This window comes from Acidovorax sp. 69, from assembly GCF_002797445.1.
Lineage (GTDB): Bacteria > Pseudomonadota > Gammaproteobacteria > Burkholderiales > Burkholderiaceae_C > Acidovorax.
This window is the reverse complement of sequence record NZ_PGEP01000001.1, coordinates 775,111-800,000: the sequence shown is the minus strand read 5'-3', so window position 1 is coordinate 800,000 and position 24,890 is coordinate 775,111. Positions and strand designations below refer to the sequence as shown.

Annotated in this window: 27 protein-coding genes and 1 pseudogene (1 of these 28 running past the window's edge); 4 read left to right on the top strand and 24 right to left on the bottom strand. The window is 58.7% G+C overall.

All coding sequences use genetic code 11. From position 1 onward, the window contains the following. On the top strand, positions 1-309 hold the end of the coding sequence (locus CLU85_RS03745; RefSeq protein WP_100409106.1) for an ATP-binding cassette domain-containing protein. It extends 1,590 nt beyond the left edge of the window; the window shows 309 of its 1,899 coding nt (coding positions 1,591-1,899); its start codon lies beyond the left edge, outside the window; its stop codon occupies positions 307-309. 110 nt (positions 310-419) lie between these two features. Here the strand turns inward: CLU85_RS03745 and CLU85_RS03740 are convergent, their stop codons facing one another. The 7 genes from CLU85_RS03740 to CLU85_RS03710 all read right to left on the bottom strand — a co-directional run bounded on the left by CLU85_RS03740 (position 420) and on the right by CLU85_RS03710 (position 6,908). Beyond that, on the bottom strand, positions 420-1,523 hold the full coding sequence (locus CLU85_RS03740) for a chemotaxis response regulator protein-glutamate methylesterase (RefSeq protein ID WP_100409105.1): 1,104 nt from the start codon (positions 1,521-1,523) through the stop codon (positions 420-422). A 15-nt stretch (positions 1,524-1,538) separates the two neighbouring features. Then, complete coding sequence (gene cheD, locus CLU85_RS03735) at positions 1,539-2,288, bottom strand: chemoreceptor glutamine deamidase CheD (RefSeq protein WP_232727721.1); 750 nt, start codon at positions 2,286-2,288, stop codon at positions 1,539-1,541. A 30-nt stretch (positions 2,289-2,318) separates the two neighbouring features. Then, positions 2,319-3,224, bottom strand: coding sequence for a CheR family methyltransferase (locus tag CLU85_RS03730; protein WP_100409104.1), 906 nt, complete (start codon positions 3,222-3,224; stop codon positions 2,319-2,321). A gap of 103 nt (positions 3,225-3,327) precedes the next feature. Then, entirely contained in the window at positions 3,328-3,816 is a 489-nt protein-coding gene (locus tag CLU85_RS03725; RefSeq protein ID WP_015015794.1) for a chemotaxis protein CheW, read from the bottom strand. Positions 3,817-3,870: 54 nt separating this feature from the next. Continuing rightward, positions 3,871-6,009: a chemotaxis protein CheW gene (locus tag CLU85_RS03720; RefSeq protein ID WP_100409103.1), complete on the bottom strand. Its 2,139-nt coding sequence runs from the start codon at positions 6,007-6,009 to the stop codon at positions 3,871-3,873. A 40-nt stretch (positions 6,010-6,049) separates the two neighbouring features. Continuing rightward, positions 6,050-6,412, bottom strand: a complete 363-nt coding sequence (locus CLU85_RS03715) for a response regulator (protein WP_015015796.1) — start codon at positions 6,410-6,412, stop codon at positions 6,050-6,052. 49 nt (positions 6,413-6,461) lie between these two features. Beyond that, positions 6,462-6,908 carry a hypothetical protein gene (locus CLU85_RS03710; RefSeq protein ID WP_100409102.1) on the bottom strand — a complete coding sequence of 149 codons (447 nt, stop codon included), beginning with the start codon at positions 6,906-6,908 and terminating at the stop codon, positions 6,462-6,464. A gap of 185 nt (positions 6,909-7,093) precedes the next feature. On the opposite strand from CLU85_RS03710, the gene CLU85_RS03705 reads away from it, so the two are divergent. After that, positions 7,094-8,203 (top strand): ATP-binding protein, encoded by a 1,110-nt coding sequence (locus tag CLU85_RS03705; protein ID WP_100409101.1) that lies wholly within the window; start codon positions 7,094-7,096, stop codon positions 8,201-8,203. Beyond that, positions 8,200-8,829, top strand: coding sequence for a response regulator transcription factor (locus CLU85_RS03700; protein WP_100409100.1), 630 nt, complete (start codon positions 8,200-8,202; stop codon positions 8,827-8,829). The genes CLU85_RS03705 and CLU85_RS03700 overlap by 4 nt, the downstream gene beginning before the upstream one ends. Positions 8,830-8,858: 29 nt before the next feature. Here CLU85_RS03700 and fliR read toward each other — a convergent pair whose 3' ends face one another. From fliR to fliF, 13 genes and pseudogenes are all read right to left on the bottom strand, one after another. Continuing rightward, positions 8,859-9,629 carry a flagellar biosynthetic protein FliR gene (gene fliR, locus CLU85_RS03695; RefSeq protein ID WP_100412359.1) on the bottom strand — a complete coding sequence of 257 codons (771 nt, stop codon included), beginning with the start codon at positions 9,627-9,629 and terminating at the stop codon, positions 8,859-8,861. Between the two features lie 108 nt (positions 9,630-9,737). Further along, complete coding sequence (gene fliQ / locus CLU85_RS03690) at positions 9,738-10,007, bottom strand: flagellar biosynthesis protein FliQ (protein ID WP_100409099.1); 270 nt, start codon at positions 10,005-10,007, stop codon at positions 9,738-9,740. A gap of 12 nt (positions 10,008-10,019) precedes the next feature. Then, the gene (fliP, locus tag CLU85_RS03685; protein WP_157803997.1) at positions 10,020-10,721 is read right to left on the bottom strand and encodes a flagellar type III secretion system pore protein FliP; all 702 of its coding nucleotides are present in this window, start codon (positions 10,719-10,721) and stop codon (positions 10,020-10,022) included. 91 nt (positions 10,722-10,812) lie between these two features. After that, positions 10,813-11,166, bottom strand: a complete 354-nt coding sequence (locus CLU85_RS03680; protein ID WP_100409097.1) for a flagellar biosynthetic protein FliO — start codon at positions 11,164-11,166, stop codon at positions 10,813-10,815. A 7-nt stretch (positions 11,167-11,173) separates the two neighbouring features. Then, positions 11,174-11,611 (bottom strand): flagellar motor switch protein FliN, encoded by a 438-nt coding sequence (gene fliN / locus CLU85_RS03675; RefSeq protein ID WP_100409096.1) that lies wholly within the window; start codon positions 11,609-11,611, stop codon positions 11,174-11,176. Continuing rightward, positions 11,601-12,605 (bottom strand): flagellar motor switch protein FliM, encoded by a 1,005-nt coding sequence (fliM, locus tag CLU85_RS03670; protein WP_100409095.1) that lies wholly within the window; start codon positions 12,603-12,605, stop codon positions 11,601-11,603. The genes fliN and fliM overlap by 11 nt, the downstream gene beginning before the upstream one ends. An 18-nt stretch (positions 12,606-12,623) precedes the next feature. Next, positions 12,624-13,207: pseudogene (locus CLU85_RS03665) on the bottom strand (flagellar basal body-associated FliL family protein). Between the two features lie 277 nt (positions 13,208-13,484). After that, positions 13,485-14,732, bottom strand: coding sequence for a flagellar hook-length control protein FliK (locus tag CLU85_RS23255; protein ID WP_232727720.1), 1,248 nt, complete (start codon positions 14,730-14,732; stop codon positions 13,485-13,487). Between the two features lie 2 nt (positions 14,733-14,734). Further along, the gene (gene fliJ, locus CLU85_RS03655) at positions 14,735-15,199 is read right to left on the bottom strand and encodes a flagellar export protein FliJ (RefSeq protein WP_100409094.1); all 465 of its coding nucleotides are present in this window, start codon (positions 15,197-15,199) and stop codon (positions 14,735-14,737) included. A 19-nt stretch (positions 15,200-15,218) separates the two neighbouring features. Continuing rightward, entirely contained in the window at positions 15,219-16,613 is a 1,395-nt protein-coding gene (gene fliI, locus CLU85_RS03650) for a flagellar protein export ATPase FliI (RefSeq protein ID WP_100409093.1), read from the bottom strand. Continuing rightward, positions 16,603-17,328, bottom strand: a complete 726-nt coding sequence (locus tag CLU85_RS03645; protein WP_100409092.1) for a flagellar assembly protein FliH — start codon at positions 17,326-17,328, stop codon at positions 16,603-16,605. Before CLU85_RS03645 ends, fliI begins: the two co-directional genes overlap by 11 nt. Next, complete coding sequence (gene fliG, locus CLU85_RS03640; protein WP_100409091.1) at positions 17,315-18,310, bottom strand: flagellar motor switch protein FliG; 996 nt, start codon at positions 18,308-18,310, stop codon at positions 17,315-17,317. The genes CLU85_RS03645 and fliG overlap by 14 nt, the downstream gene beginning before the upstream one ends. A gap of 24 nt (positions 18,311-18,334) precedes the next feature. Continuing rightward, entirely contained in the window at positions 18,335-20,026 is a 1,692-nt protein-coding gene (fliF, locus tag CLU85_RS03635; RefSeq protein ID WP_100409090.1) for a flagellar basal-body MS-ring/collar protein FliF, read from the bottom strand. Positions 20,027-20,200: 174 nt separating this feature from the next. On the opposite strand from fliF, the gene fliE reads away from it, so the two are divergent. Continuing rightward, on the top strand, positions 20,201-20,512 hold the full coding sequence (gene fliE, locus CLU85_RS03630; protein WP_100409089.1) for a flagellar hook-basal body complex protein FliE: 312 nt from the start codon (positions 20,201-20,203) through the stop codon (positions 20,510-20,512). Positions 20,513-20,830: 318 nt separating this feature from the next. Here the strand turns inward: fliE and CLU85_RS03625 are convergent, their stop codons facing one another. The 4 genes from CLU85_RS03625 to CLU85_RS03610 form a co-directional block, all read right to left on the bottom strand. Beyond that, the gene (locus CLU85_RS03625; RefSeq protein ID WP_100409088.1) at positions 20,831-21,130 is read right to left on the bottom strand and encodes a flagellar protein FliT; all 300 of its coding nucleotides are present in this window, start codon (positions 21,128-21,130) and stop codon (positions 20,831-20,833) included. Positions 21,131-21,132: 2 nt separating this feature from the next. Continuing rightward, positions 21,133-21,582, bottom strand: a complete 450-nt coding sequence (gene fliS, locus CLU85_RS03620) for a flagellar export chaperone FliS (protein ID WP_100409087.1) — start codon at positions 21,580-21,582, stop codon at positions 21,133-21,135. Positions 21,583-21,645: 63 nt separating this feature from the next. Beyond that, complete coding sequence (gene fliD, locus CLU85_RS03615) at positions 21,646-23,079, bottom strand: flagellar filament capping protein FliD (RefSeq protein ID WP_100409086.1); 1,434 nt, start codon at positions 23,077-23,079, stop codon at positions 21,646-21,648. A 202-nt stretch (positions 23,080-23,281) separates the two neighbouring features. Beyond that, on the bottom strand, positions 23,282-24,772 hold the full coding sequence (locus CLU85_RS03610) for a flagellin (RefSeq protein WP_100409085.1): 1,491 nt from the start codon (positions 24,770-24,772) through the stop codon (positions 23,282-23,284). Between the last annotated feature and the right edge of the window lie 118 nt (positions 24,773-24,890).

Genomic DNA, 24,890 nt, shown 5'->3' with positions numbered 1-24,890 from the left:
GCGGCGGCCGCACCCTCAGCAGGCGCCAAGACCACCACCGCCAAGGAAGCCGCACTGGCCGTGGTGCCAACCAAAACGGAGCAGACCTCGCGCAAGAAGCTGTCGTACAAGGAGCAGCGGGAACTGGACACCCTGCCTACACGCATCGAAGCCCTAGAGAAGGAGCAGGCCGAGGTACAGGCCGTATTGGTCGATGGCAGCGTCTATGCCACTGACGGCGCCCGTGCCGCTAAGCTCACTGCGCGCGCCAGTGAAATCGACGAGGAACTGATGGCCGCACTGGAGCGGTGGACAGCCCTATCGGCCTGAGATTTTTTTAATACTCTTCGCGTGCAGCCCTGGCCCCAGGGCTGCACGGGATGCAAGGAAGAACCCATGGAATCAGGAAAAAGAGGTGCTACCCGCGCATCCGGCGCAGATCAGATCCTATGATGCAGACGATCTGTAGCCCCGCGCAAACGCGTGACCAAAGCGGGCGCAATCTGGCCGAGCGGCAGCACTTCGTCAGCCGCGCCATGGGCAATGGCCTCGCGCGGCATGCCGAAAACGATGCAGGTCGCCTCGTCCTGCACATAGTTGTAGCTGCCGGCGTCCTTCATCTCCCGCATGGCAGCAGCGCCATCATTACCCATACCTGTGAGCATGATGCCAAACGCATTACGCCCCACCACGCCCGCAGCTGACTTAAAAAGCACCTCGACAGAAGGTTTATGACGATTGACTGGTGGACCGTCATCCACCACCGCCACATAGTTAGCACCACTGCGCGCTACGTGAAACTGGGTGCCCCCTGGAGCGATATAGGCATGACCAGGCAAGATGCGCTCCCCATTGACCGCCTCTTTCACTGTGATCTGGCACAGCCCATTCAAGCGCGCTGCGAAACTGGTGGTGAATCCAGGCGGCATGTGCTGAGTGATAACGATCGCCGGGGAATCCGCCGGCATCTGAACCAGCACTTCCTTGATCGCTTCAGTTCCGCCAGTCGATGCTCCAATGCAGATCAACTTTTCTGTTGACAGACGGCCAAGCAGGGCCGCAGCGGGCGCCACCGCATGCGCGGCTCCCCCTACTCCGCCGCTGGTTTGTACAAGGTCCCGCACGGGTGCCCGGCGGACTTGCGCTACGGCGGCTACGCGAATTTTGTCAACGATCTGTGCAGCCAGATCATTGAGTCCACTCGCCAAACCGACCCGCGGCTTGGCCACAAAATCCACAGCCCCCAACTCCAGTGCTTTCATCGTGACTTCAGCACCTCGCTCGGTCAGTGTGGAGATCATGACGACTGGCATCGGACGCAGTCGCATGAGACGCCCTAGAAAGTCAATGCCATCCATACGGGGCATTTCGACATCGAGCGTGATGACATCAGGATTCAATTCACGGATCATCTCGCGCGCCACCAGAGGATCATTGGCCGAACCAATGCACTCCATATCACGCTGCCGGTTGATGATTTCGGACAGCAGACTACGAACCAGCGCCGAATCGTCCACCACGATCACCCGGATCTTGCTACTCATTAACTCAGGCCTTCCTCAAAATAGATCCACAGAACCACCGGAAGTAGTTTTCGCCACTGTAGCGGCATTGCCACGTACTTCTTGAGCTACCAATGCTTCTGGATGTGCATGCGCCAAACGCTTGACCATGGCCTTTCCTGTTACAGGAAAGAAAACCACCTTGCGTGGATAGATATCTAGCACATCCTCTGAGACAATTGGAATACGCTCAGTCTGAAGGTAGTTCAGAACGAAGTTGGTGTTCCTCTCGCCAACATTCATCGTTGTGAAGTTGTGCATTACTTGTGCACCGCCAAAAATCTTGGCTTGCATGGTTTCGCGGCGAGCACCAAGTTTCAACATCTCGTTGATCAGCAATTCCATGGCATATGAACCATAGCGGCCAGATGCATCAGCCAAATCTCCGTCAGGCAACATGAAATGGTTCATGCCGCCCAAACGTGCTCGACTGTCCCAAAGGCAGGCTGCAATGCAGGATCCCAACACTGTCATGATGACCATGTTCTCATCCGCCACGAAATACTCCCCAGGCAATACCTTTACAGCATTGTGCTGAAAATGATGGTCAAGGTAGAAAAATGACGCCTCTCCAGGCTTGCGGTTATGGGCTTTGAGTTCCTGCAAAGACGACTCGCGCGCAGGGGCTGCGCCGGATGAATAGATGTCCGCACTGAGAGGCGCAATGCGTGGAGCCCGGCGTCGCTCAGATGAGCCTGGGGTAGTGATGGCCATGGAGTGTGGAGCGCCTGTGTGAATGTTGGTCATGGGTGCGTCATGCAAGACAACACGAGCAGGTCAACGGCGCTCATACACCGTCTTACCACGCAGAGTGAACAGATCACGGGACTCGCTGAAGTTCTCGGCATGACCGACAAACAGCATTCCACCAGGTTTGAGAACCCTATGAATCCTCTCAAGCACCTTCCGCTGAGTCGGAGCATCAAAGTAAATCATGACATTGCGGCAAAAAACCACATCGAAAGGCTCCTTAAAAGGCCAGTCATCGCGGATCAGATTCACGCTCATGAAGTCAATAACGCGTCTCAACTCAGGTTTGGCGCGTACCATTCCCGCATTGCTTCCTTTGCCGCGAAGAAAGAACTTCTGCAAACGCTCGGGGCTCACCCCTTTCAAACCATCAAGCCGATATACGCCTTGTCCGGCCGTGGCTAAAACACGGGAATCAATATCACTGGCTGTGAGCTTGAACGATGCATTGGCACCAAGAGCTTCGAAAGCCGTCATGACTATCGAGTAAGGCTCCTCTCCAGTCGATGCCGCATTGCACCAGACACGCCAATTTGCTGAGGGTTTAGCTCGCAAATGGGAAGCGAAAATCTCAAAATGGTGCTGCTCGCGAAAGAATGCCGTGAGATTGGTGGTGAGCGCATTCACAAACTCCTGCCACTCAGGCCCGTCATGGGTCTCAAGCCAGCCGAGATAGTCGTGAAAGCTGGTGTGCCCGGTATCGCGCAGCCGCCGTGAAAGTCGGCTGTACACCATTGCATGCTTTCCATCATGGAGGCTAATGCCAGCGCGCTGATAGATAAGCGCCTGGACTCGCGCGAAATCCGCGTTGGTCCAGACAAATTCACGCCCTTGGGCCAAGGGCCCCGAAGGAGCAGCCGCTGCAGCAGATGCAGAATCTACCCGCGACGGGCTGGATCTCACTGGGGCAGAGGCACTGGTGGTTTGGGCCATATTGATCGTCCGAAGAGAAATCCTGTTCGCTCCAAGAGGTCAGCAAGCCCTGCTTGCGACCTGACACGCGCCTAGGCCACCAATGGTTGTTGACCGTTGCACCCTACTCGTTGGCAGTGACCAATCCCATATCCACACTCGACATGAGCTTCTCAATATCGAGCAGGATCAGCATCCGTTCACCCACCGAACCCAGGCCCAGGATGCAGCTGTTGTCGATAGCACTTTCAATATCCGGCGCTGAGCGAATGCTCTCAGGCGTCAGTTCCATCACATCACTGACGGAATCCACCACGATCCCAACCACCCGGTTGCGCAAATTCAGGATGATTACAACGGTGAAACTGTTGTAATCAGCCTGCGCGCAGTTGAACTTGATACGCATGTCCACAATAGGAACAATCGTGCCGCGCAGATTGACCACGCCCTTGATGAAATCAGGGGCGTTGGCAATTCGGGTCGGAGGTTCGTACCCCCGGATTTCCTGCACCTTCAATATGTCGATGCCGTACTCTTCCTGATCCAGGCGAAATGTCAGATATTCACGCGCCCCCGTCGGAGCTGCGTCTGCCGTCTTACCAATCACACTCATGGTGCATTCTCCTTTCATTGCCGCGCCAGGCCGTGCGACCTCAGGCGCTTGAATCTAGTGACGCGCCCGGCGCACAAGGCCACCTGTGTCCAGGATCAAGGCCACCGTACCGTCGCCCAGGATAGTGGCACCTGACACGTTCGGAACCTTGCGGTAGTTCGACTCCAAGTTCTTAACCACCACCTGGTGCTGCCCTAAAAGCTCATCGACCAACAGTGCCACGCGGCTGCCATCAGCCTCCACAACGACCATGATGTTGCTGGATTTGTTGAGATCAAAACGAGGCACCTGGAAAATTTTCTCCAGTGCAATCACGGGCATGTACTCGTCACGCACCTTGACCAGTTGCGAACCTTGCGCCACCGTGCTCACTTCATCGCCATTGACCTGAAACGACTCGACCACAGAGGACAAAGGCAGTATGTACACCTCTTCGCCCACCCCCACAGACATACCGTCCATGATCGCCAGTGTCAGAGGTAGGCGCACAGACACTTTCATCCCATAGCCTTCGGCAGAATCGATCTCTACCGACCCATTCAGGGCTGCAATGTTGCGCTTGACCACATCCATGCCCACGCCACGCCCGGACACATCGGTAACCTCGTCCGCCGTGGAGAAGCCCGGCGCAAAGATCAGCTGCCACACCTCGGCGTCGCTCATCTGCTCAGAAACCTCAATACCACGCTCCTGAGCCTTGCTGAGGATCTTCTCGCGTGAAAGACCACGGCCATCGTCGCGCACCTCAATCACGATCGAGCCCCCCTGGTGGGAGGCCGATAGCGTGATGGTTCCGTGTTCTGACTTGCCCTTGGCCAAACGGTCAGCAGGCATCTCGATGCCATGGTCACAACTGTTACGCACCAAGTGGGTCAGCGGATCAGTGATTTTTTCTACCAGACCCTTGTCCAATTCAGTGGCTTCACCCAAGGTGACCAACTCCACCTTCTTGCCCAGCTTGTTGGCCAAATCGCGCAGCATACGAGGAAAGCGACTGAAGACAATGGACATTGGAATCATGCGAATAGACATGACCGACTCTTGCAAGTCCCGCGTGTTTCGATCGAGATCGGCGAGTCCAGCAAGCAATTGCTGATAGGCACCAGCATCTAGCCCACGGCTGTTTTGCGCCAGCATGGCCTGAGTGATCACCAACTCTCCAACAAGATTGATCAGCTGATCCACTTTTTTCACATCCACGCGAATGGTGGTGGATTCCATCTGCGCCTGAATAGCTGCTTTGGGCTCAGCTGCTTTGGGTGCCGCAGCCTTGGGCGCCAGCACTGGCGCATGCGCAAGGGTCTGCGACGCTTCAGCATTCGGGGCGCCGGGCGCTCCGCTGAAGAATCCATACGGTGCCTCGCCACCAGTCACATCAACCGCCAACACAGCCTCATCATCCAAGGCAATGTCTCCCACATCGCTTGCAGCAGCCCCCGCATCACGAATGAGCACTTGCTCTTTAGAGACATGGAAGGCAAACAGGTCAAGCAGATCGTCGTTGGTGGAAGTGGTCTCAACGGCAAAAAGCCTTGTATTGGGCTGAGTGCCCGTCAAGTCACGGATAACTCCCAAACCAGGAATGTCACGGAACAGTTCTTTGATGGCGTCCGCCTGGCTCAGGCGATCCAGCGGACCGATCTGGATTTCAAGCTGACGAGCCTGACCGGCGGCCACAGGTGCCACGACCTTGGGTGTCGGAGCGGCAGCGACGGTAGGCGATGGTGGGGGTGCAACTACCGCCGCCACTGGAGCATCGCCGGGCACCAAACCCGCCGCCAAATCGCTGATACGACGAACCAAAGAGGCCGTGGAAACTGCCTCTCCTTGACCTCCAGCCTGGTGTCGCGCAAGCAGACTGCGTGACGCATCGGCAGACTCCAGCAACACATCCACCATCTGGGGGATGGGTTGCAATTCATGGCGACGCAGACGATCCAGCAGCGACTCCATCTGATGCGTCAATTCAGCCACATCGGAAAATCCAAAAGTGGCGGAACCTCCTTTGATCGAGTGCGCGCAGCGGAAGATTCCATTGAGCTCTTCATCATTGGCACTACTCAGATCCAGATCCAAGAGCATTTGCTCCATCTGATCAAGGTTCTCACCTGCCTCCTCGAAAAAAATCTGATAAAACTGGCTCAGGTCGAAGTCAGCGCCTGCACCCGATCCTTCTTGGTAGGTTTCCGCCATGGTGGGCTCCTGTGTACTTGGTGTTATCAGTCAACCCGGCTCAGCGGATCACCTTCTGAATAACTTCGATCAAACGATTGGGGTCAAAAGGCTTCACCAACCAGCCGGTAGCACCGGCAGTTCGGCCTGCCTGTTTCATCTGATCACTCGACTCCGTGGTCAGGATCAGGATAGGGATCGTCTTGAATTTTGGGTGTTCCCGCAGCTTGCGGGTCAGACCAATGCCGTCAAGCCGTGGCATGTTTTGATCGGCCAGAACCAGATCAATGTTGTGCGTTTCAGCTTTTTCAAGGGCGTCTTGCCCATCCACTGCCTCCACAACGTGGTAGCCGGCCCCCGTGAGGGTGAAAGACACCATTTTCCGCATGGAAGGTGAATCATCTACGGCAAGGATCGATTGCATGTACGGCTCCAACTGACTTGAATGTATAGGGTAACCAATAATCTGAACGTCAAAACAGGTCCACGGAACCTGCATCCATCTCACTTTGAGTGACAGGGTTCGGTCGGTCTGGAGCCATTTCGGCAAACGGTGCCGCGTCCTCGCCTTCCTCGTGGCCCATGGCTTCCGACGCCAAACGAAAGGCACAGCCTTGAAGAACCTTCGTGGTGTGCCAGATCAGCTGGGAAGCCATATCCTGGAATTGCAGCTCGGTAACAGCGCTGCGCAAAGCCGACCGTGCAGCGACCAATTCGGGTGAATCCGCCACGACGGAGTCCGTCAACATCGCGTTCGCCTCACCAAAACGCTCCAGCAGATTGTCAGTTGCGTGGTTCAGCAGCCCCTCCAACCGATGCAGGTCATGCATCACAACCAGCAACGAGTCCTGCAGTTCCGCGGCAACCATGACGGGAACCTGGACGGCAGGTCCTCCAGACGTTGTTAGCGTAGATTGCATCGTTTCTCCATCGCAGCACGTAGCAGCAAAGCACGCAAAAACACAGAACTACGATACGCGCACCGGTAGCCCGTAAGCTTCGTGCACACCGTGGCTTCCGCGCCCATTGGACGCTGACACCGAAACCATCCCAACCGGACAAACACCCTTGTTTGTTCCAATTTGTATCCTATGATAGCGCTCCTATGGTCACCGCAACATCAGACCAGACCCTTGACATCCTGCATCTTGAAGATTCACTGGCTGATCATGAACTCGCTGCACGTACGCTAAAGCGGGCAGGCCTGAACTGCAGGCTGCGGCAAGTAGACACACTCCCCGAATTCCAGCAACTGACCAGTTCCGAGTCCTTCGACATCATCCTGGCAGATTACCGGCTGCCAGGATTCACGGCGCTTGATGCATGGTCACATGTGGCGCAAAAGCCTCAACACCCTCCATTTATCCTGTTATCGGGCGCTATTGGGGAGGCGGCAGCGGTGGATGCCATGCGCCTTGGCGTGGCGGATTACCTTCTCAAGGACAATATTCAACGCCTGCCCCATGTGATAGCGCGCGCCTTGGAGGTGCACGAAGCACGACAAGCACGCGAACAGGCTGTCTCCGAGTTGGCGACGTCCCAACGCCGATTAGCAGAACTCACGGAGCACCTACAAACCTCGATTGAGCAAGAGCGCGCATCCATCGCACGGGAGATTCACGATGACATCGGCGGCGCGCTGACGGCTGTGCGTTTTGACGTAGCGTGGATCGGACGCCACTGCACCGAGCAGGCAATGCAGGAACATGCTGCGGCTGCAGCCGACATGCTGCAACACGCCATCGGGGCCAGTCAGCGCATCATGATGAACCTGCGCCCCCCTATTCTTGAACAGGGGCTTGTGGCTGCCGTTCAGTGGCTCGCGGCCGGATTCGAACGCCGCACGGGTGTACCCACACGGCTACAGACCAGCAGCAATGTGATCCACATCTCACCAGACATCCAACTGGTCGCATACCGAACCGCCCAGGAAGCCCTGACCAACATCGCGAAGCACGCCCAGCCTGGCAAGGTGGACATCGAGCTTTCCGACAAAGAAGGGGTTTTGACGCTAGAGGTGGCAGACAACGGCCGTGGCATCGCGCCCGAAATGCGGGACAAACCCAAAGCATTCGGAATCAAGGGGCTACAAGAGCGAGCGCGCACTGTAGGCGGCTGGCTGGACATCAGCAGTCGGCCGGGCCAAGGCACATCCATCATCCTGTCCGTCCCATTACCATCCCCCTCACAACCAGTCCGAGGAGATGTGCCGTGATTCATGTGGTCTTGTGCGATGACCATGCCGTATTGCGTCGAGGAATACGCGACACGCTGGCCGAAGCAGCCGACATCCAAGTGACGGGAGAAGCGGGGGGCTACTCCGAGCTTCGTGACGTACTGCGGAGCGCTGCATGCGACGTCCTTCTGCTGGACCTGAACATGCCCGGCCGTAGTGGACTGGAAGTACTGACAAGCCTGCGGGAAACGCACTCGACCATCAAAGTACTGGTGGTATCCATGTATCCGGAGGATCAGTACGCATTGCGCTGCCTCAAAGCGGGCGCTCAAGGCTATGCCAACAAGGCAGGAGATCCGGTCGAATTGATCGCCGCCGTGCGCATCGTGATGCAGGGCCGCAAATACCTCACGGCGGAGGTTGCACAAATGCTAGCCGAAAGCCTGGCGCAGCCCACGCCTGAAGCCCCCCACACCACACTCTCCGAACGAGAATTGCAGACGCTGGTCAAGATTGCATCGGGGCGCAGGCTGTCGGACATCGCCGAAGAGCTGATGCTGAGCCCGAAAACCGTGAGCGTGTACCGCTCACGCGTACTGGAGAAGCTGAAGCTCTCCAACAACGCAGAACTCACCGTCTACGCCATTCGCAATCAGCTGGTCTAGGCCCACTGATGCTGTAGGACACCCAACATCTAACGCTGCGTCGCAAACAGATCCACCGCCTGCTGCATCAACGCCATCACAGGCTGCTCCAGCATGGGCAAGGTCGCAGCAATACCCAACATACCCACCGTCAGCGTAACAGGGAAACCCACGGCGTAGATGTTCATTTGGGGAGCCACCCGAGAGATGATGCCCATGGTCAAGTTGACGAAGAGCAAAAGCGCGATCATCGGCATGGCAATCCAGAGCGCGCTGGAAAAAAGGGAAGCCCCCAGCTCATAGAGCCGCATCTGCCCGAGGGCCTGCAAAAAGTTTCCGTCCACCGGAAACCGGTCGAAGCTCTTGACCACGGCCATCAGAATTAATAAGTGGCCATTGATAACAATGAATAGCAGCATGGACATGTGCCCAAAAAACCGTGCCACGGCACTGATCTGCGCATTGGATGATGGATCAAAAAATGACGCGAAATTGAGCCCCATCTGCAATCCAATGATTTCACCCGCCAACTCCACGGCCGTGAATACAAGACGCACTGAAAAACCAATTGCCAGGCCCACAGCCACCTGCTGCGCAGCGGTACCAAAGGCTTCACGGCCGTTCACGCTGATGATGGGTTGATCACCCAACACCCCCTGAGCACACAAAGCCACCAGAAAGGCAAGCCCGATTTTCACCCGCATCGGCACCACCCGCATCGAAAACACCGGAGCTACAGAAAACAAGGCCAAAACCCGTAAAAATGGCCAGAGGATGGGAGACAACCAGGCCATGATCTGGGCCTCAGAGAATGTAATCACACAGTCCTTCGCGAAGCGATGTGAAAAACTGAAGGCACGCACGCACAAGGGCCAGATGCTCCGCCGCCACGTTCACCCAGCTGCTGCAACACCGGCCCCGTCATTCGATCATCCAATCATCGACGGAATGGACTCAATGGTTCTGCGTATGAAGTCAACCAGGGTGCTGAGCATCCAAGGCCCGGCAATCGCAAAAACGACCATCGCAGCAATCAACTTGGGGACGAATGCCAAGGTCGCTTCGTGGATTTGCGTCACTGCCTGAAAAATGCTCACGATCAAACCGACCGCCATGACGACACCCAACACCGGCATCGAAATCATCAGCAACAGTGTCAAGGCGTCGCGTCCAATGGTCAGCACCATTTGCGGGGTCATCGTGGAACTCCTTCAGGTTACAAAGCTGGCGGCCAGTGAGCCGATCAGCAGATTCCAGCCGTCAGCCAACACAAACAGCATAAGTTTGAAGGGCAGTGCCACGAGAACAGGTGACAACATCATCATGCCCAACGACATCAGGATGCTTGACACCACCATGTCGATAACCAGGAAAGGGATGAAGATCATGAAGCCAATCTGAAACGCAGACTTCAGTTCACTGGTCACAAAGGCCGGTACAAGCACACGAATCGGTGCCGTCTCTGCCGTCACCTTCGGATCAAGGCGAGCCAGCCTTGAAAACAACGCAAAGTCAGATTGACGAGTCTGCTTGAGCATGAAACTGCGCATCGGCGCTTCGGCTTTATCCAGAGCCTGCTCAAAGGTGATGGTGTTATTGGTGTAGGGCACATACGCGTCCTGATACACGCGGTCCAGGGTAGGCCCCATCACAAAGAACGTCAGGAACAGCGAGAGACCAATGATGACCTGATTGGGCGGAGCAGACTGTGTGCCTATAGCTTGGCGCAACAGAGACAACACAATCACAATACGCGTAAAACCCGTCATCATCAGCAGCACTGCCGGCAAGAATGACAATGCGGTGAAGAAGAGCAGGGTCTGGATAGGCACCGAGTAGCTTGCGCCAGATGGCCCACTGCCCACAACCAATGGCAAAGATCCAGCGGACTGCGCAAGGGCAGCGCTGTGCATACAAAGCCCTATCAGCCCCACGACGATGATCGACAGCCACGATCGCCCGGCGGACCGCAAACGCCCCCCCGAGAAAACCACCCGAGTTGCATCAGTCATGGGAAGACTCTCCGGACTTACCCGCCACGGCCATCTCTCTGGCAAATGAGGGCACCCCAGATACAACCGGACCAACCGAGCCCTGCGGCGACACCGGCAACACGTGCAGGCAACTCACTTGTTGCGCTGTCACCCCAAGCACCAGCCAAGCGCGTGCATGCTCAGGGCCCACCTCGACCGTCACCACGCGCTGCTGGGGCCCCACCGCAACAGCAGATACGACACGTAAAGCTGTACCTGCGGTCACTCCACTGGCAGCATGGCGCTGCTGCAATCGCCGCACCAACCAAGGCAACGCAGCCATGGCGCCAACGAAAAGCACCACCACGACCAAAGTTTGGGTCATGCTGCCACTATCCACGACTAACCCGACGCAGACGTTCAGAGGGTGTCACCACATCGGTGAGACGAATACCGAATTTGTCATTCACCACCACTACCTCACCCTGAGCGATGAGGTAACCATTGACCAGCACATCCATGGGTTCGCCCGCTAGCGCATCCAGCTCTACCACCGATCCTTGGGCCAACTGAAGGATGTACTTGATGGGCACCTTGGTGCGCCCCAGCTCCACCGACAACTGGACCGGAATATCCAGCACCATGTTGATATCGTTGACGGTCCCATCGCCACCACCCGAGAAAGGACGCACAGGGTCACCCGACAGCGGCCCCCCCTGCTCCGCATCTCCGGGCTTGTCGTCAGTGCGTTTTTGCTCCTCCAGCGCCTCGGCCCATCCCGCAAAGGGATCGTCAGCGCCGCCATCCTTGTTGTCTTCTTCAGTTGACATCTTTCTCTCCAAGCCAGCTCATGTCTGCATTACGCAAGCATTCTTCAATACGAATGGCGTACTTTGAATTGTGGGTCCCGTACTGGCATTCAAAAATAGGGACCCCGCCGATGGACGCACGAATACGCGGCTCACGATCAAGCTCAATAAAGTCACCCGGCTTCATGGCCAGCAACTGCTCGACCGTTGCATCGGCACGCGCGAGCTCTGCCACCAATGTGACCTCGGCCGCCTGAATCTCCCGGGTCAGCACCCGAACCCACCGGCGATCGACCTCGATAGAGTCGCCCTGCGTGGAGGAATACAAAACGTCGCGGATCGGCTCCAGCGTCGCATAAGGCATGCAAATATGGATAGCCCCCGAGAGATCACCAATTTCCAGCTGAAACGCCGTGGACACGACAATTTCACTGGGAGTCGCAATATTGGCGAACTGCGGCTGCATTTCGGACCGCTGATACTCCAGCTCCAGAGGGTAAATGCCCTGCCATGCCTTCTTGTACTCCGTGCAAATCACCTCCACCAAGCGATTGATCACCCGCTGCTCCGTCGGAGAAAAATCCCGTCCTTCAATCCGAGTCTGGAACTTACCGACCCCGCCATACAGGGTGTCGATGATGCCGAACACCAGCGATGGCTCACACACGATGAGCCCACTGCCGCGCAACGGGCGAATGGCCACAATATTGAAATTTGTGGGCACAGCCAACTCCCGAAGGAAAGCGCTGTAACGCTGGACAGACACCGTTCCAACAGAAATTTCGGGGCTGCGTCGAATGAAGTTGAAAAGCCCGATACGAAAATTGCGCGCAAACCGCTCGTTGACGATTTCCATCGTCGGCATGCGGCCACGAACAATGCGCTCCTGGCTAGAAATGTCGTAGTTGCGGACCGAGCCGGCCTCTGCCACTTCCTCGACCGACTTCTGGCTCTCGCCAGTGACCCCCTCCAGAAGGGCATCAACCTCTTCCTGCGAAAGAAATGAATCACTCATGGCTGGTCCTCGCCCGGTTCACTGAATGATGAAATTAGAGAAAAGCACGCGGAGCACCGGGTTGCGCTCCGAGCGCTTGCGCGCAGGACGATCTTCTGCCTCCCCGTCCCCTTCCTGCTCCGCCTCTGCCGCACGCGCACGCTCCTTGGGCACCGCATATCCCAAAGGGCGAGAAACCTCACGGCGGATGTCGGCGGCCAACTTCTCCTTGCCATCACGGGACAGCAGCTCAGAGGACGTACGCTGGGAAACCAGCAGCAAAATGCCGCTGCGTATGGTAGGAAGGTACAGCTTGACCTGATCGGATGTCTTGACGTCTTCCAACTCCAGGGTGACTCCAATCTGTGCAAAGCGGTCGCCACCGGGATCCGCCAGGTTCACCACCATGTTTTCCATCGGAAGGAAAGTAGGCGCCACCTTGGGCGCCTCTTTGCGGGCAGCGGCGGGAGCACCGCCTTCCTCTTCGTCCGCATGCGAACGGTTTGAGAGAAACCATGCTGCAGCGCCCCCCCGATGACCAGCACCACCACCACGACGGCAATGATGATCACAAGCATCTTCTTGCTTTTGGCCGGAGCTGCCGCGGAGGTATTGGCTGACACGATGGATGTTCCTTGCGGTAGAGAGCAAGCCGTGCATGCGCTCTCAAAGTGCAAGCAAAGCCGGATGGCCCATTATTGGGCGGGGGTGCAACCAATAATAGCCAGAATAAAAGCCCAAAACCATGGCATTCACCGTGCTCGGAATCGATATCGGGGAAGATGGGGTTGGCAAAAAGCCAGCATCTCCCACATCCGGTTTACACGAAGATGTCCACGGCCCGATCAGAACCCCCACTGCCGCGAGCAAGGGATGCCGTGCCCACAGGTGCGCTGGCAATCACCCGCGCCTGACGCCCGCCCTCACGTCGACGGGATGGGTCTGACTCGCCACCGCCCCCCCGCTACCATCCCGCGCCGACGTGCCAACCGACATGCCCGACAGCACCAGACCTTCACCACGCAGCAAATCGCGCAACTGGGCCATGCTCTGATCGAGCAATTCACGCGTCTGTGGCTGGTCACTTCGAAAGGAGACATGCGCCTCGTTGCCAGACAACGAGACAGACACCTCAACAGGCTGCCCATCGCGATCAAGCGTCATCTCTGCGTTTTGGGTTTTCTGATTCACCCAGTACGCTACCTGATCAGCCACCTGCTCTTCAGCGCCCATGGGGTTCGAATCGGCGAACATGGCGGAAGTGTCAACATTGCCAGTCTCCACAGGCGACGATGCCCCCACTCCTTCAGACCAGGAACCGCCTCCGGCATGCCCCTCACTCTGGCGACCGCCCCCTGAAGACTCCGCCCCCCGTGAGGACGCCCCCAATGTCTGTACGCCATCGACCAGTGCTGGAATCACATCTGGCCCGATAGGCACGCCGGACGCTCCGATACCGCGCTCTGCACCAGCGCCCCCTGCATGCTGCTGGCCAGCGACAGAACGCTCGTTTGACGCCTGGACAAGGGCGGCCGCGCTCGCGCCGTGCATCGCAGACAAGCGCTGCGTTGAATCGCCTGCTGCATTTTTCCCAGCAGACAGTTCACCACCATTGATACCGCCTGCTCGCTGCGTCTGCGTACTCTGCATGCGCGAGAAGATGCGACCAAATCCGGCCACAGTGCCCTGAGGTTGCCCGTCTTGAAAGTCGGCAGAGGTATCGAGCTTTGTGGTCTCAGCCACCAATCCCCTGGGAAGCCCCCCCATGGACAACTCGATTCCGTCAGCGATTCCAGACTTCGCACCCAGTGCAATCGACCCCGCACGATCATCAACTCCTGCCAAACCAGTACGAAGGGTGCTCTCACCTTGCATCGGGGTAAGAAGGCCTTGCCATGCGGCCATCGCGGCTGTGTCGACGCTGCCGCTGGTGGCATCCGAAGCAATGTCTGCAGGCCCCATATCTGGGGCCCCCAGGTCAAGCGGTCCATCACCCAAAGACGTTGAGTCCAAAGCCGCCAATAGCGCCAAAAAGCCACCGTTGCCCGCAGCGTCGCTGGCATCTACTCCTTGCTGCGCCGGAGCCTTGGCACGTGCCGCGTGGGCCGGCTGCGTGCCTTGCGAAGAGGATATTTTTGCCTGTTCCATGGTCAATACTCCTGGCCCTGAGAGCCCTGACTAGCGTTGCGATATTGCAGCGCCGCCCGTTCATCGGTTTGTTTCTGATCCCGGCGCATCTGCTGCAACTCCAGGTCATGGCGCCGCTTGTCTACCACCTTGCGCAGACTTGTAAGACGCAACTCCGCTTCCAGCAAAGCGCGCTGGGCGCTCTCAACCCGGCCCGATTGATCGCCCACCACACCCGTCTGAATGCTGGCGGCATGGCCCAGCCGATTCATGAACTGGTAGTGGTGATACATCACTTCGGGCTGCATCGCCGTATCCGCTTTTACCCCCCAGCGGGACTCTGTTTCACGAGCATAGTCCTCCAACTGATCGAGTTGCGCGCGCGCCGCCTGTTGCGCAGCCAGCGCGTCTTGCAGCACCTTGCGAGCGTCATCCCGCTTGCGGGACGCCACTTCCACCGCGACAGAGAGGGAGTTCAGGCTGGACATGACCAACTACCTGTGCAGTTCAACGATCCAGAACCGACGCCATGGCCGTTACGCTCTGGTCCATGGAAGCAGCCTCGAACATGTCCTGCTGCAGAAAGCTCGCCATCTGCGGCTGCAAGCGGATCGCCTCATCCAGCGCGGGATCTGAACCACTCATGTACGCGCCTACCTGCACCAGATCACGGCTCTTCTGATAGCGCGAGTACACCGCGCGGAAGCGCCTGGCCAAATCAAAATGACCGCGCGACACCACGTTGTGCATCACCCGCGAGGCCGATTGCTCGATATCAATGGCGGGGAAATGTCCCGTCTCCGCCAGCGCCCGCGACAAGACGATATGCCCATCCAAAATGGCGCGCGCCGCATCGGCAATAGGGTCCTGCTGATCGTCGCCCTCCGACAGTACGGTATAAAAAGCCGTGATGGAACCTACCCCGTGCAGGCCATTGCCACTGCGCTCCACCAGCTGTGGCAGCTTGGCAAAACACGACGGCGGATACCCCTTGGTTGCGGGAGGTTCGCCGATGGCCAGTGCAATCTCACGCTGAGCCATCGCATAGCGGGTGAGCGAATCCATGAGCAGCAGCACATGCTGCCCCTTGTCGCGAAAATGCTCGGCAATGGCCGTGGCATAGGCAGCGCCCTGCATGCGCAACAGCGGAGGTGCGTCGGCAGGCGCAGCCACCACCACAGAGCGTGCCCGGCCTTCTTCGCCCAGAATGTCCTCCACGAACTCCTTGACTTCGCGGCCTCGCTCGCCAATGAGCCCGACCACAATGACATCCGCCCGGGTGTAACGGGCCATCATGCCCAGCAACACACTTTTCCCCACCCCTGAGCCTGCGAACAAACCCAGCCGCTGGCCCCGCCCTACGGTCAACAGGGCATTGATGGCGCGAACCCCGGTATCCAGCGGCTCCCGGACCGGGTCACGGTCCATGGCATTGATCTGCCGGCGCCCCATAGGCTCTGAAACCACATCCTGCACAGGACCGCCATGGTCCAACGGCAAGCCCTGGGCGTCCACCACCCGCCCCAATAAACCGTCGCCCATCGGCAAACGCAAAACGCCCGCACGCTGCACGGGCCGTGGGGGCTCGCCCAAACGGGGCATCGGAACATAGGGTGCTGCGGGGACCACGCTGGCCCCGCTGGACAGCCCGTGGATATCGCCCGCAGGCATCAAAAACGCGCGGTCGGCCGAAAAACCCACCACCTCGGCGAGCACGGGATAATGTCCAGGCATCTGCACCATGCACTGAGACCCTACTGGCACACGAATCCCTACAGCCTCCAGCACCAGGCCCGTGAGGCGGGTCAGCGTGCCACGCGTTTCCAGCGGTGCGCGCTCGGCCACGCGCTCGCGCGCGTCATCCATGAAGCGCGTCCAGTCGGAAGGGGCTTCAACGGTCATTGCCATCACCCTCACTCCACGGCGACTGGAGCCCCAGCGCCGCAATCGCGCGCTGCCAGCGCTTGTCAATGCTTCCATCCACCACCGTTCCAGCGGATTCCACAAGGCAGCCACCCGCAGGCACCGCAGCGTCCGCCATCCATTGAACGCCCGGGGCATCCATCTCCTCGCGCAAAGGCTCCGCCATCGCTTCCATGTCGACCGGATTCAATCGCACCGTGGCGGGCCGCCCCTCGGTCACCAACATGCCGACAGCTTCCCGCACGACAGGCTGCAAGGCATTGGGATTGACGGACAGCTCTTGGCGAACCACCTGGCGTGCAATGTCGCACGCCAACTCCAGCACTTGCTGCGCCATTTGCTGTTGCATGTCGATCAGGCTCGCATCCAACGTTTGCAAAACCCCTAGCAGACGTTGTGCCGCCTCCTGCCCCTGCTGGGCAATGTATTCATCCATGCGCCGCTGCCACTCCAGCCCAGTCTCCGCCTGCCCCTGCGCAAAACCTTCGGCATACGCATCATCACAAGCCTGCTGAACAAGCGCCTGCTGCGCAGCCTCATCGATCTCGGCCGGGATTTCAGCAATGGGATCTGGCTCGGGTTCAGGCTCCACAAGATCAGAGCCATCTACCGCGCCAAACTTCCATTGCGTGAAATCGCCCACCTCTTCGCTGGGGATGAAGCGCGAGTAAGAGCGCTGGCTAGACGAAGGCATCGTCACCACCCGCACTGATCATGATCTGGCCTTCGTCCGAGAGACGACGCACCGTCTTGAGAATTTCTTTTTGTTGTGATTCGACCTCGGACAACCGCATCGGGCCCCGAGACTCGAGGTCTTCCCGCAGCGCTTCGGCAGCACGCGAGGACATGTTCGACAGGAACTTCTCACGCAGCTCTGGCACGGCGCCCTTGAGAGCAACAATGAGGGTCTCGGACGCCACTTCCTTGAGCACGGTCTGGATGGCCTTGTCGTCGAGCTTGAGCACATCTTCGAACACGAACATCTTGTCCATGATCTTCTGGGCCAGTTCCGGGTCATAGCCACGAATGGACTCCAGCACCACGGCATCCATATTACCGCCCAGCATATTGATGATTTCTGCAGCCGCCTTGACCCCACCCAACGAGCTCTTGCGGATCTTGTCGCCACCCGCCAACACCTTGAACAGCACCTCGTTGAGGTCCTTGAGTGCCGTGGGCTGAATACCCTCCAGAGTGGCCACGCGCAACAAGATTTCACTGCGCTGACGGTCTGTCAGGTGCATCAAAATGCCAGAAGCCTGATCGCTGTCCAGATGCACGAGGATGGCGGCCACGATCTGCGGATGCTCATTGCGCAGCAGCTCGGCCACAGAGAGGGGGTCCATCCACTTGAGACTTTCGATGCCGGAAACATCCCCGCCCTGCAGGATGCGGTCAATCAACAGCCCCGCCTTGTCGTCACCCAATGCGCGCTTGAGGACGGCGCGCACGTAATTGCCGGTATCGGACACCAACAGGCTCTGCGCGGCGGCCGCATTCGAAAACTTGTTGATGACCTCATCCACCTTCTCGCGCGAGACCGAGCGCATGCGCGCGATGGTTTCGCCCAACTTCTGCACTTCCTTGGGAGAAAAGTGCTTAAAAACTTCGGCCGCCTCCTCTTCGCCGAGGGACATCAGCATGATGGCAGCATCGTGGAGGCCTTGATCGTCCATGGTGGTTGTCCGTGCAATCGATGGCTAGACGGGGTCGCCGTTCAGCCAGGTCTTGAGAATGTTGGCCACCGCGACCGGATTCTCCTTGGCGAGCACGCGGGCGTCCTCCAGACGCAACTGCTCTGGCGTCGCGGGCACCACCTCGTCTCTCTTGGAGGGCGCGGGCAGCGCTGGGCGCTCGGGCGTTTCTGCCTCCAGCGCATCCAGTTGGCCGCCAGCCGCAGGCTTGGCGCCGGACTTGACGGGAGCGCTCCCCTTCAGGGCAGGCCGCACCAGACCGAAAAGCACCAGGGCCGCAAACAGAACCGCACCCACGGGCCAAGCGAAAGTCTTGGCCAGATCCACCACCTCGGACTGCTTCCACAACGGAATGTCATTGGTCGGCGCGGCAGTCACCTGGAACGGGGTGTTCATGAGATTGACCGAATCGCCCCGCTCACGGTTAAAACCAATGGTTTCGCGCACCAGTGCTGTCATTTGCTCCACCTGCTCGGGCGTGAGCGCCTTGGTCACCGTCTTGCCCTTGTCTTCGCTCGACTGGTAGTTGACCACCACGGCAGCGCTCAGTCGCTTGACTGCACCCGCACTGCCCCGTGTGACACGCACGGTTTTATCCACTTCATAGTTGGTGGTCGACTCGCGCTTGTTGGTTTGCTCTTCGGCTCCCTGCTGTCCGCCCGCGTTGGGGGTCGGGTTGGCGCCGTTGATCGGTGCCGCAGAGGGGGCTGGAGGTTGATTGGCGACAGCGCCTGGAACGCCCGTGGCCGTCTTGTTGGAACTACCCCGGCTTTCCAGCACCTGCTGGCTGCGGATCGCGCTGGAGTCGGGTGTCTGATTGGGGCGGAACTGCTCCGATGTGGACTCCGTCTGCGTGAAATCCACCTCGGCGGTCACCTGCGCCTTGACGTTGTCACGACCCACCACGGGCTCCAGGATGTCCATGATACGGCGGGTGTACTGCTGCTCGATCTGCTGCACATACAGCAGCTGCTGCGCATTGACTTCAGAGCCTGCGGCATTGTCTGGCGACTGGGACAGCAACTTGCCCGTGTCGTCCAGCACACTGACAGCAGAGGGCGCAAGCTCTGGCACGCTGGAAGCCACCAAATGCACGATGCCTGCCAATTGGGCACGATCCAAGATACGGCCGGGATGCAGACTCACCAACACCGAAGCCGACGGCTTTTGCTGTTCGCGGAAAAAACCATTCTGATTGGGAAGCGCCAGGTGCACGCGTGCACCCTGCACCGAAGAGAGCGCCTGGATGGAACGAGTGAGTTCACCCTCCAACCCCCGCTGAAAGTTGAGACGCTCCTGAAACTGCGTCATCCCAAATTTGCTGGATTCCATCAATTCGAAACCAGCCACCGACCCCTTGGGCAGACCCTGGGTGGCCAGACGAAGGCGCACATCGTGCACACGGTCGGCAGGAATCAGAATGGCGCCGCCACCCTCTGCGTGCTTGTACGGCACATTCATTTGTGACAGTTGGGCCACAACCGCGCCGCCATCCTTGTCATTCAGGTTGGCAAACAGCACCCGGTAGTCAGGCTGACGCCCCAGAACAATGGCCGCCACAGCAGCCGCCACCAGCAGCGCCACACCCACACCCAGCCGCATGCGCTGCGCTCTGTCGAGGGCAGACAGTCGCTGCAGCCAGTTGGGACTGGCCGGCGACGGTAGCGGATTGAGAGGGACTTCAGCAACAGCAGACATCTTGCTTTCCAGTAAATCAGGCCTGGCAAAGACCAAAGCGTGGAGTCGATTATTCGGTCTCGACTCCAAAATATTCGCTGGATAAGCCACCCGTTTGTCCATCAATTCAAAACGATGAACCCTGAGGCGGGGGCTAGGATACACAGCATACCGCCATTCCCTACGGATACCGCCATGGACCTTCGCATCACAAGCTCAACCGCCCCTCTCTCGGGCGCTGGCGTGGCGCGTCGTGCTGCAGCGCCGCAAAACACGGGGGAAGAGGTCGGATTTTCAGGCGCTCTCAAAGGCGCCCTTCAATCAGTGAGCGCTTCGCAAAATCGTTCGTCCGAGTTGCAGAAAGAAGTGCAACTGGAGAATCCATCCGTGAGCCTGGAAGAAACCATGGTGGCCATCCAGAAGGCCCAGATCGGCTTTCAGGCCACACTGCATGTACGCAACCGTATGGTGCAGGCCTACACCGACATCATGAACATGCAGGTTTGAAGACGGCTGACAGCATTCAGCACGAGCGCAGCCCCAGATCGCCAGGGCGGCACGCCCGCCGTCACCACCTGCATCGCCCATTTGCTCTGCATTTGATAGCTAGCAGCGCTTATTTGGCAAGCACATACATCAGATCCGGCCTCCAATTGAAAAAGCCACCCTGCAACAGAGTGGCTTTTTAGTGCCTTGCGTGCATTGCTGCAACCGCCAGCAGTTTCACTATCTTTTTTGTAGCTACTAGCGCTTTCATTTCAAGCGCCTCCGGCTCATTTCATCCCAATTACCCACCAGGGCCTAGCAAGCGCCCCGCTGTGGGCCTCAGTGCATCATCTGAGGCTGCCCTTCGAACAGATGCTCGAACTGGGCCAGCCAAGGCTCGGCCAAGCAACGGATCTGAGCATCGTTGCGCAGGATGCGCTGCATGATGCGCGTCTTTTCGCCGCGGTGCTCGGGCGACAAATCGTGTTCTTGCGACTTGAACCGCAGCTGCTCAATCAGCACGGCACAGGCCCCCTCATAGCGAACCACCCCATCCCAATCCTTGAGCTTGGCAGCCTCCAGCATCTTGGCACTGCTGTCTTCAATCGCTTTGTAGTAGTCAATCAACATATGTGACATGGTCAGGCCTCCACCAGCACTGGCTGGCCCGAGGCAGGCGTTTCGGCAGCGCCGGTGCCCGACTTCTTGATTTCACTCCAACCCAGCGCCACGGGCTCAATCAGCCGCATCACCTCTTGCATCATGGCGTCGTCATTGCGGGCGTTGGCCAATATGAGGCGGTGGATGCAGTAGTCGTAGAGGGCACCCAGATTTTCGGCCAGTTCGCCGCCATCGACCTTGTCGAGCGACGTGCTCAGGCCCTCTTCGAGGATCCGGATCGCCTTGGAAATGGCGTTGACCTTGCCCAGCACATCGCCACGCGCCATGGCGCCGCGGGCTGTGGCAATCGTGTTGAGAACACCTTCATACAGCAGACTGACCAGCTGGTGCTGGTCGATCGTGTGCATGCTGGTCTCTACGTTGATGCGCTGGTAAGCGTTGGCTGCACGGGGGCTGTAGGCGCTGAACATGCTGACAATCCTTCCGAGGTATTACTTAAGTTATCGGCCTGCGCCAGAAAAACTGAAGCCCCATCAACCGTTTGATTTATTCCACGCTGTCACCTGCTGCGCGATGTAGGCGTTGAGTCCATTGAGGCTACTCATCTGCGTGTCGAGCGCGTTGTAGCGCTGCGTGATCCGCTTCTCAAAAGCATCCACCCGCTCATTCACCCGGGTTTGGTCCTGGCCATTGCGCTTCAGATTCAGCTGCAAGGTGTCATCCTTGGATTTAAAGAATCCGGCGTTGGACAACAAATTGGTAGTGAGCGCCTTCAGCTGCACCGCAATGCCATCTGCGGCCCCACCGCCCGTACTACGGAACAGATTTTTGACATCATCAGGCGATGCGGCAAGCGCCTTGTTCAGCTTGGTAGTGTCTACCGCCAAATCGCCTCCGAGTTGCTGGGTGATTCCCACATCCGCCAGACGCTGAAACGCCGCGCCCCCTGTCGTGACCGACTGGATTACGTTGCGCAAGGAATTTTGCAAAGCTACCGCCGTTGCATCCCCCTGCAGAAGACCTGCCGTGCCGGTCTTGGCGTCGTACTTCGTGGCGTCCTGAAGCAACTGGTTGACAGCGTTATAGGCTTTCACGAACCCATCGATGTTGCTTTGGATCGCCGAGTCGTCCTTGCCCACCGTGATTTCAATAGGCGCCGTAGTGACTTGCTCGGCTTTGAACGTCACACCCGAAATGGTAGAAGCAAAAGTGTTGGTACCAGAGGACACCGCAATACCATTGACAGTGGCATTGGCATTAGCGGCTGCCTGCGTGACCGTGGTGCCCGCCACCAAACGCGACAGCCCCGTTGCGTCCGTGTTGCCAGCACTCAGTGGGTCGATGTCACCGTCTTCCAGCGCGCTCAAACGAAACCCGGCGTCTTCGCCAGTGGTCTTGCTGCGCAACAGCAGGCGCTCACCAGAGGCGTCGGTCAGGATAGAGGCCGTCACGCCAGCATTGGCGCCGTTGATCTTGCTGGCGACATCCGCCAGTTTGTCGCTGGCACTGATGGTGATGTCCACAGGCTGGCCGCTGCCCGGGGTAAAAGATGCGGGGGCCACGCTCCATTTACCCAACTCCAGGCGCAAGGTTCCGGAGCCTAGCGCCCCCCCCACAGGCAACAATGCCGCCGAAGCGGTGGCTTGCGCCTTGGCCAAGCTTTGCACCTCAACGCTGAAAGTGGTGGGCAGTGTCCCTCCCACCGCGGAGGCGGAAACGAACTTGGAGTCTGAAGAGGTGGTGCTGACGCCATTCCAGCCGGTGACGCTGGTGAGCTTGCTCGCTGCATCTTGCAGCGTGGACACCAGCGACTTGATTTGGCCATAGGCCGATATCTTGGTTTTGACCGTGGCTGCCTGCAAGGTGAGCTTGTTCAGGGGCTCTTTTTCCAACTCAACCAACTTGGTAATAATGCTCTTGACGTCAAGTCCGCTCGTGCCGACACCTACAGATGAAATCGTGGCCATACCAACCTCCTGAACTGGTTCAACGGAAATTATGGCGCCGAATGGCCGCCAGCATCGTCCGTATTCACACCAGGAAACCTGTCTTATCCAGCGGTCCTGGCACCCGCCTTCCAGAAAGCGAAAGGGCGGCGACAGAATTATCTGCCGCCGCCGAGGTCCTGTAAGGACGCTGCAACGCCCTGACCGCCTAGCCCACTGCCAATTAACGCAGCAGGGCCAGCACACCTTGGGGCAACTGGTTGGCCTGAGCCACCATCGCCGTGCCGGCCTGTTGCAGGATCTGCGAGCGCGACAGGTTGGCCGTTTCTGCAGCGAAGTCGGCATCCAGGATGCGGCTGCGCGAAGAAGACAGGTTTTCCGACGTCACTTGCAGGTTGCTGATCGAGGTTTCGAAGCGCGATTGCAGAGCACCGAGCTTGGCGCGTTCACCGTTGATGAAGGACAGGGCGGAGTCCACTGTCTTCAGGGCGTTGGTGGCGTTGCCGAACGTGGTCACGTCCAGGTTGGCCACCGTTTGCAGCGACGAGCCGCCGGCGTCCAGCTGGTTGCTGGCGGAGGTCAGGGCGAACGACTTTTCCGAGTCGAGCGTGATGTAGCCACCGGTGGAGACGTTTTCTGCCGTGGTATCGGCGGCCAGCGTGCGGGCCGTGCCGTTGCTGGCGCCTGCGGCGTCGTAGCCCGTCACCGTGACGGCAGCAGCGTTGGCGTTGGCGGTGTCGCCGACCACAATATCATTGCCGGTGGCGTTGGTCAGGATCACTTGCGTGCCGTCCGAGCTCAGCGAAGCGTTGATACCGGTCTTGGCGGTCTGGTCGTTGATGGCGGACACAGCGGCCGACAGGCGGTCGGTGCCGGTGGCGGAGGTCAGCGTGAAGGACACGGTGCGGGCGGCGCCCACGTTGTCGCCTTCGAGTGTCAGCGAGTAGGAGCCAGCCGATGCCATGCCAGCAAGGCGCACTTCGGTACGGGCCGTGGCGGTCACGCCGGTGGTGGCCTTGATACCGTTGATCTGGTCGGCCGTGCCCTTGGCAGTGGCGCTCGAGGCCACGGTCAGGCTGCCGGTGCCCAAGTAGCCGCTGATGGACACCGCGCCGCTGGTCACACCGTTGTTCACAGCCGTGGTGCCGCTGGCAGGGGCTTGTGCGCCGATGCCGGAGCCGTTGGAGGCGACGTTCTGGTTGTTGCCGTAGACGCTGGTGCGCAGGTTGCCGGTGGCCGCCACGATGGTCTGGTTGGCATTGGCACCCACCTGGAATTGTTGCGTGCCGAAGCTGCCGTCCAGCAACTTGGCGCCGTTGAATTCTGTGGTTTGCGAGATACGGTCCAGTTCGGAGACCAGCTGGCCGACTTCCGACTGCAGGGCTTGGCGGTCGCCAGCGCTGTTGGAGGCGTTGGCCGATTGCACGGCCAGTTCACGCACACGTTGCAGGATGTCGCCGGAGGCCTTCAGCGCGCCTTCAGCGGTTTGCGCCAGGGAGATACCGTCGTTGGCGTTGCGAACCGCTTGGTTCAGGCCGCGGATCTGGCTAGTGAAACGCTCGGAAATCGCCAAGCCGGCGGCATCGTCTTTGGCGCTGTTGATACGGAGGCCCGACGACAGGCGCTGAATCGAGGTATTGAGAGAAGTCTGACTCATACCCAGGTTGCGCTGGGCAGTGAGCGAGGCGATGTTGGTATTGATGGTGGAAGCCATTGCAAATCTCCAGAAAAGAACTGACTGAATATGGCGTTGCCGCCGGCCGGGGGCGCCAGCACCCATGCTGGCCTCCAGGGTTCCCAGCGCTGAAGGCCATCTGGTGAACGGCGGACCG

What these genes read in the sequence shown, in the direction of transcription:
- CLU85_RS03740 (WP_100409105.1), bottom strand. Translation starts at nt 1,523, where the DNA reads ATGAGTAGCAAGATCCGGGTGATCGTGGTGGACGATTCGGCGCTGGTT.
- cheD (WP_232727721.1), bottom strand. Translation starts at nt 2,288, where the DNA reads ATGACCAACATTCACACAGGCGCTCCACACTCCATGGCCATCACTACC.
- CLU85_RS03730 (WP_100409104.1), bottom strand. Translation starts at nt 3,224, where the DNA reads ATGGCCCAAACCACCAGTGCCTCTGCCCCAGTGAGATCCAGCCCGTCG.
- CLU85_RS03725 (WP_015015794.1), bottom strand. Translation starts at nt 3,816, where the DNA reads ATGAGTGTGATTGGTAAGACGGCAGACGCAGCTCCGACGGGGGCGCGT.
- CLU85_RS03720 (WP_100409103.1), bottom strand. Translation starts at nt 6,009, where the DNA reads ATGGCGGAAACCTACCAAGAAGGATCGGGTGCAGGCGCTGACTTCGAC.
- CLU85_RS03715 (WP_015015796.1), bottom strand. Translation starts at nt 6,412, where the DNA reads ATGCAATCGATCCTTGCCGTAGATGATTCACCTTCCATGCGGAAAATG.
- CLU85_RS03710 (WP_100409102.1), bottom strand. Translation starts at nt 6,908, where the DNA reads ATGCAATCTACGCTAACAACGTCTGGAGGACCTGCCGTCCAGGTTCCC.
- CLU85_RS03705 (WP_100409101.1), top strand. Translation starts at nt 7,094, where the DNA reads ATGGTCACCGCAACATCAGACCAGACCCTTGACATCCTGCATCTTGAA.
- fliQ (WP_100409099.1), bottom strand. Translation starts at nt 10,007, where the DNA reads ATGACCCCGCAAATGGTGCTGACCATTGGACGCGACGCCTTGACACTG.
- fliP (WP_157803997.1), bottom strand. Translation starts at nt 10,721, where the DNA reads ATGCACAGCGCTGCCCTTGCGCAGTCCGCTGGATCTTTGCCATTGGTT.
- CLU85_RS03680 (WP_100409097.1), bottom strand. Translation starts at nt 11,166, where the DNA reads ATGACCCAAACTTTGGTCGTGGTGGTGCTTTTCGTTGGCGCCATGGCT.
- fliN (WP_100409096.1), bottom strand. Translation starts at nt 11,611, where the DNA reads ATGTCAACTGAAGAAGACAACAAGGATGGCGGCGCTGACGATCCCTTT.
- fliM (WP_100409095.1), bottom strand. Translation starts at nt 12,605, where the DNA reads ATGAGTGATTCATTTCTTTCGCAGGAAGAGGTTGATGCCCTTCTGGAG.
- CLU85_RS23255 (WP_232727720.1), bottom strand. Translation starts at nt 14,732, where the DNA reads ATGGAACAGGCAAAAATATCCTCTTCGCAAGGCACGCAGCCGGCCCAC.
- fliJ (WP_100409094.1), bottom strand. Translation starts at nt 15,199, where the DNA reads ATGTCCAGCCTGAACTCCCTCTCTGTCGCGGTGGAAGTGGCGTCCCGC.
- fliI (WP_100409093.1), bottom strand. Translation starts at nt 16,613, where the DNA reads ATGACCGTTGAAGCCCCTTCCGACTGGACGCGCTTCATGGATGACGCG.
- CLU85_RS03645 (WP_100409092.1), bottom strand. Translation starts at nt 17,328, where the DNA reads ATGCCTTCGTCTAGCCAGCGCTCTTACTCGCGCTTCATCCCCAGCGAA.
- fliG (WP_100409091.1), bottom strand. Translation starts at nt 18,310, where the DNA reads ATGGACGATCAAGGCCTCCACGATGCTGCCATCATGCTGATGTCCCTC.
- fliF (WP_100409090.1), bottom strand. Translation starts at nt 20,026, where the DNA reads ATGTCTGCTGTTGCTGAAGTCCCTCTCAATCCGCTACCGTCGCCGGCC.
- fliE (WP_100409089.1), top strand. Translation starts at nt 20,201, where the DNA reads ATGGACCTTCGCATCACAAGCTCAACCGCCCCTCTCTCGGGCGCTGGC.
- CLU85_RS03625 (WP_100409088.1), bottom strand. Translation starts at nt 21,130, where the DNA reads ATGTCACATATGTTGATTGACTACTACAAAGCGATTGAAGACAGCAGT.
- fliS (WP_100409087.1), bottom strand. Translation starts at nt 21,582, where the DNA reads ATGTTCAGCGCCTACAGCCCCCGTGCAGCCAACGCTTACCAGCGCATC.
- fliD (WP_100409086.1), bottom strand. Translation starts at nt 23,079, where the DNA reads ATGGCCACGATTTCATCTGTAGGTGTCGGCACGAGCGGACTTGACGTC.
- CLU85_RS03610 (WP_100409085.1), bottom strand. Translation starts at nt 24,772, where the DNA reads ATGGCTTCCACCATCAATACCAACATCGCCTCGCTCACTGCCCAGCGC.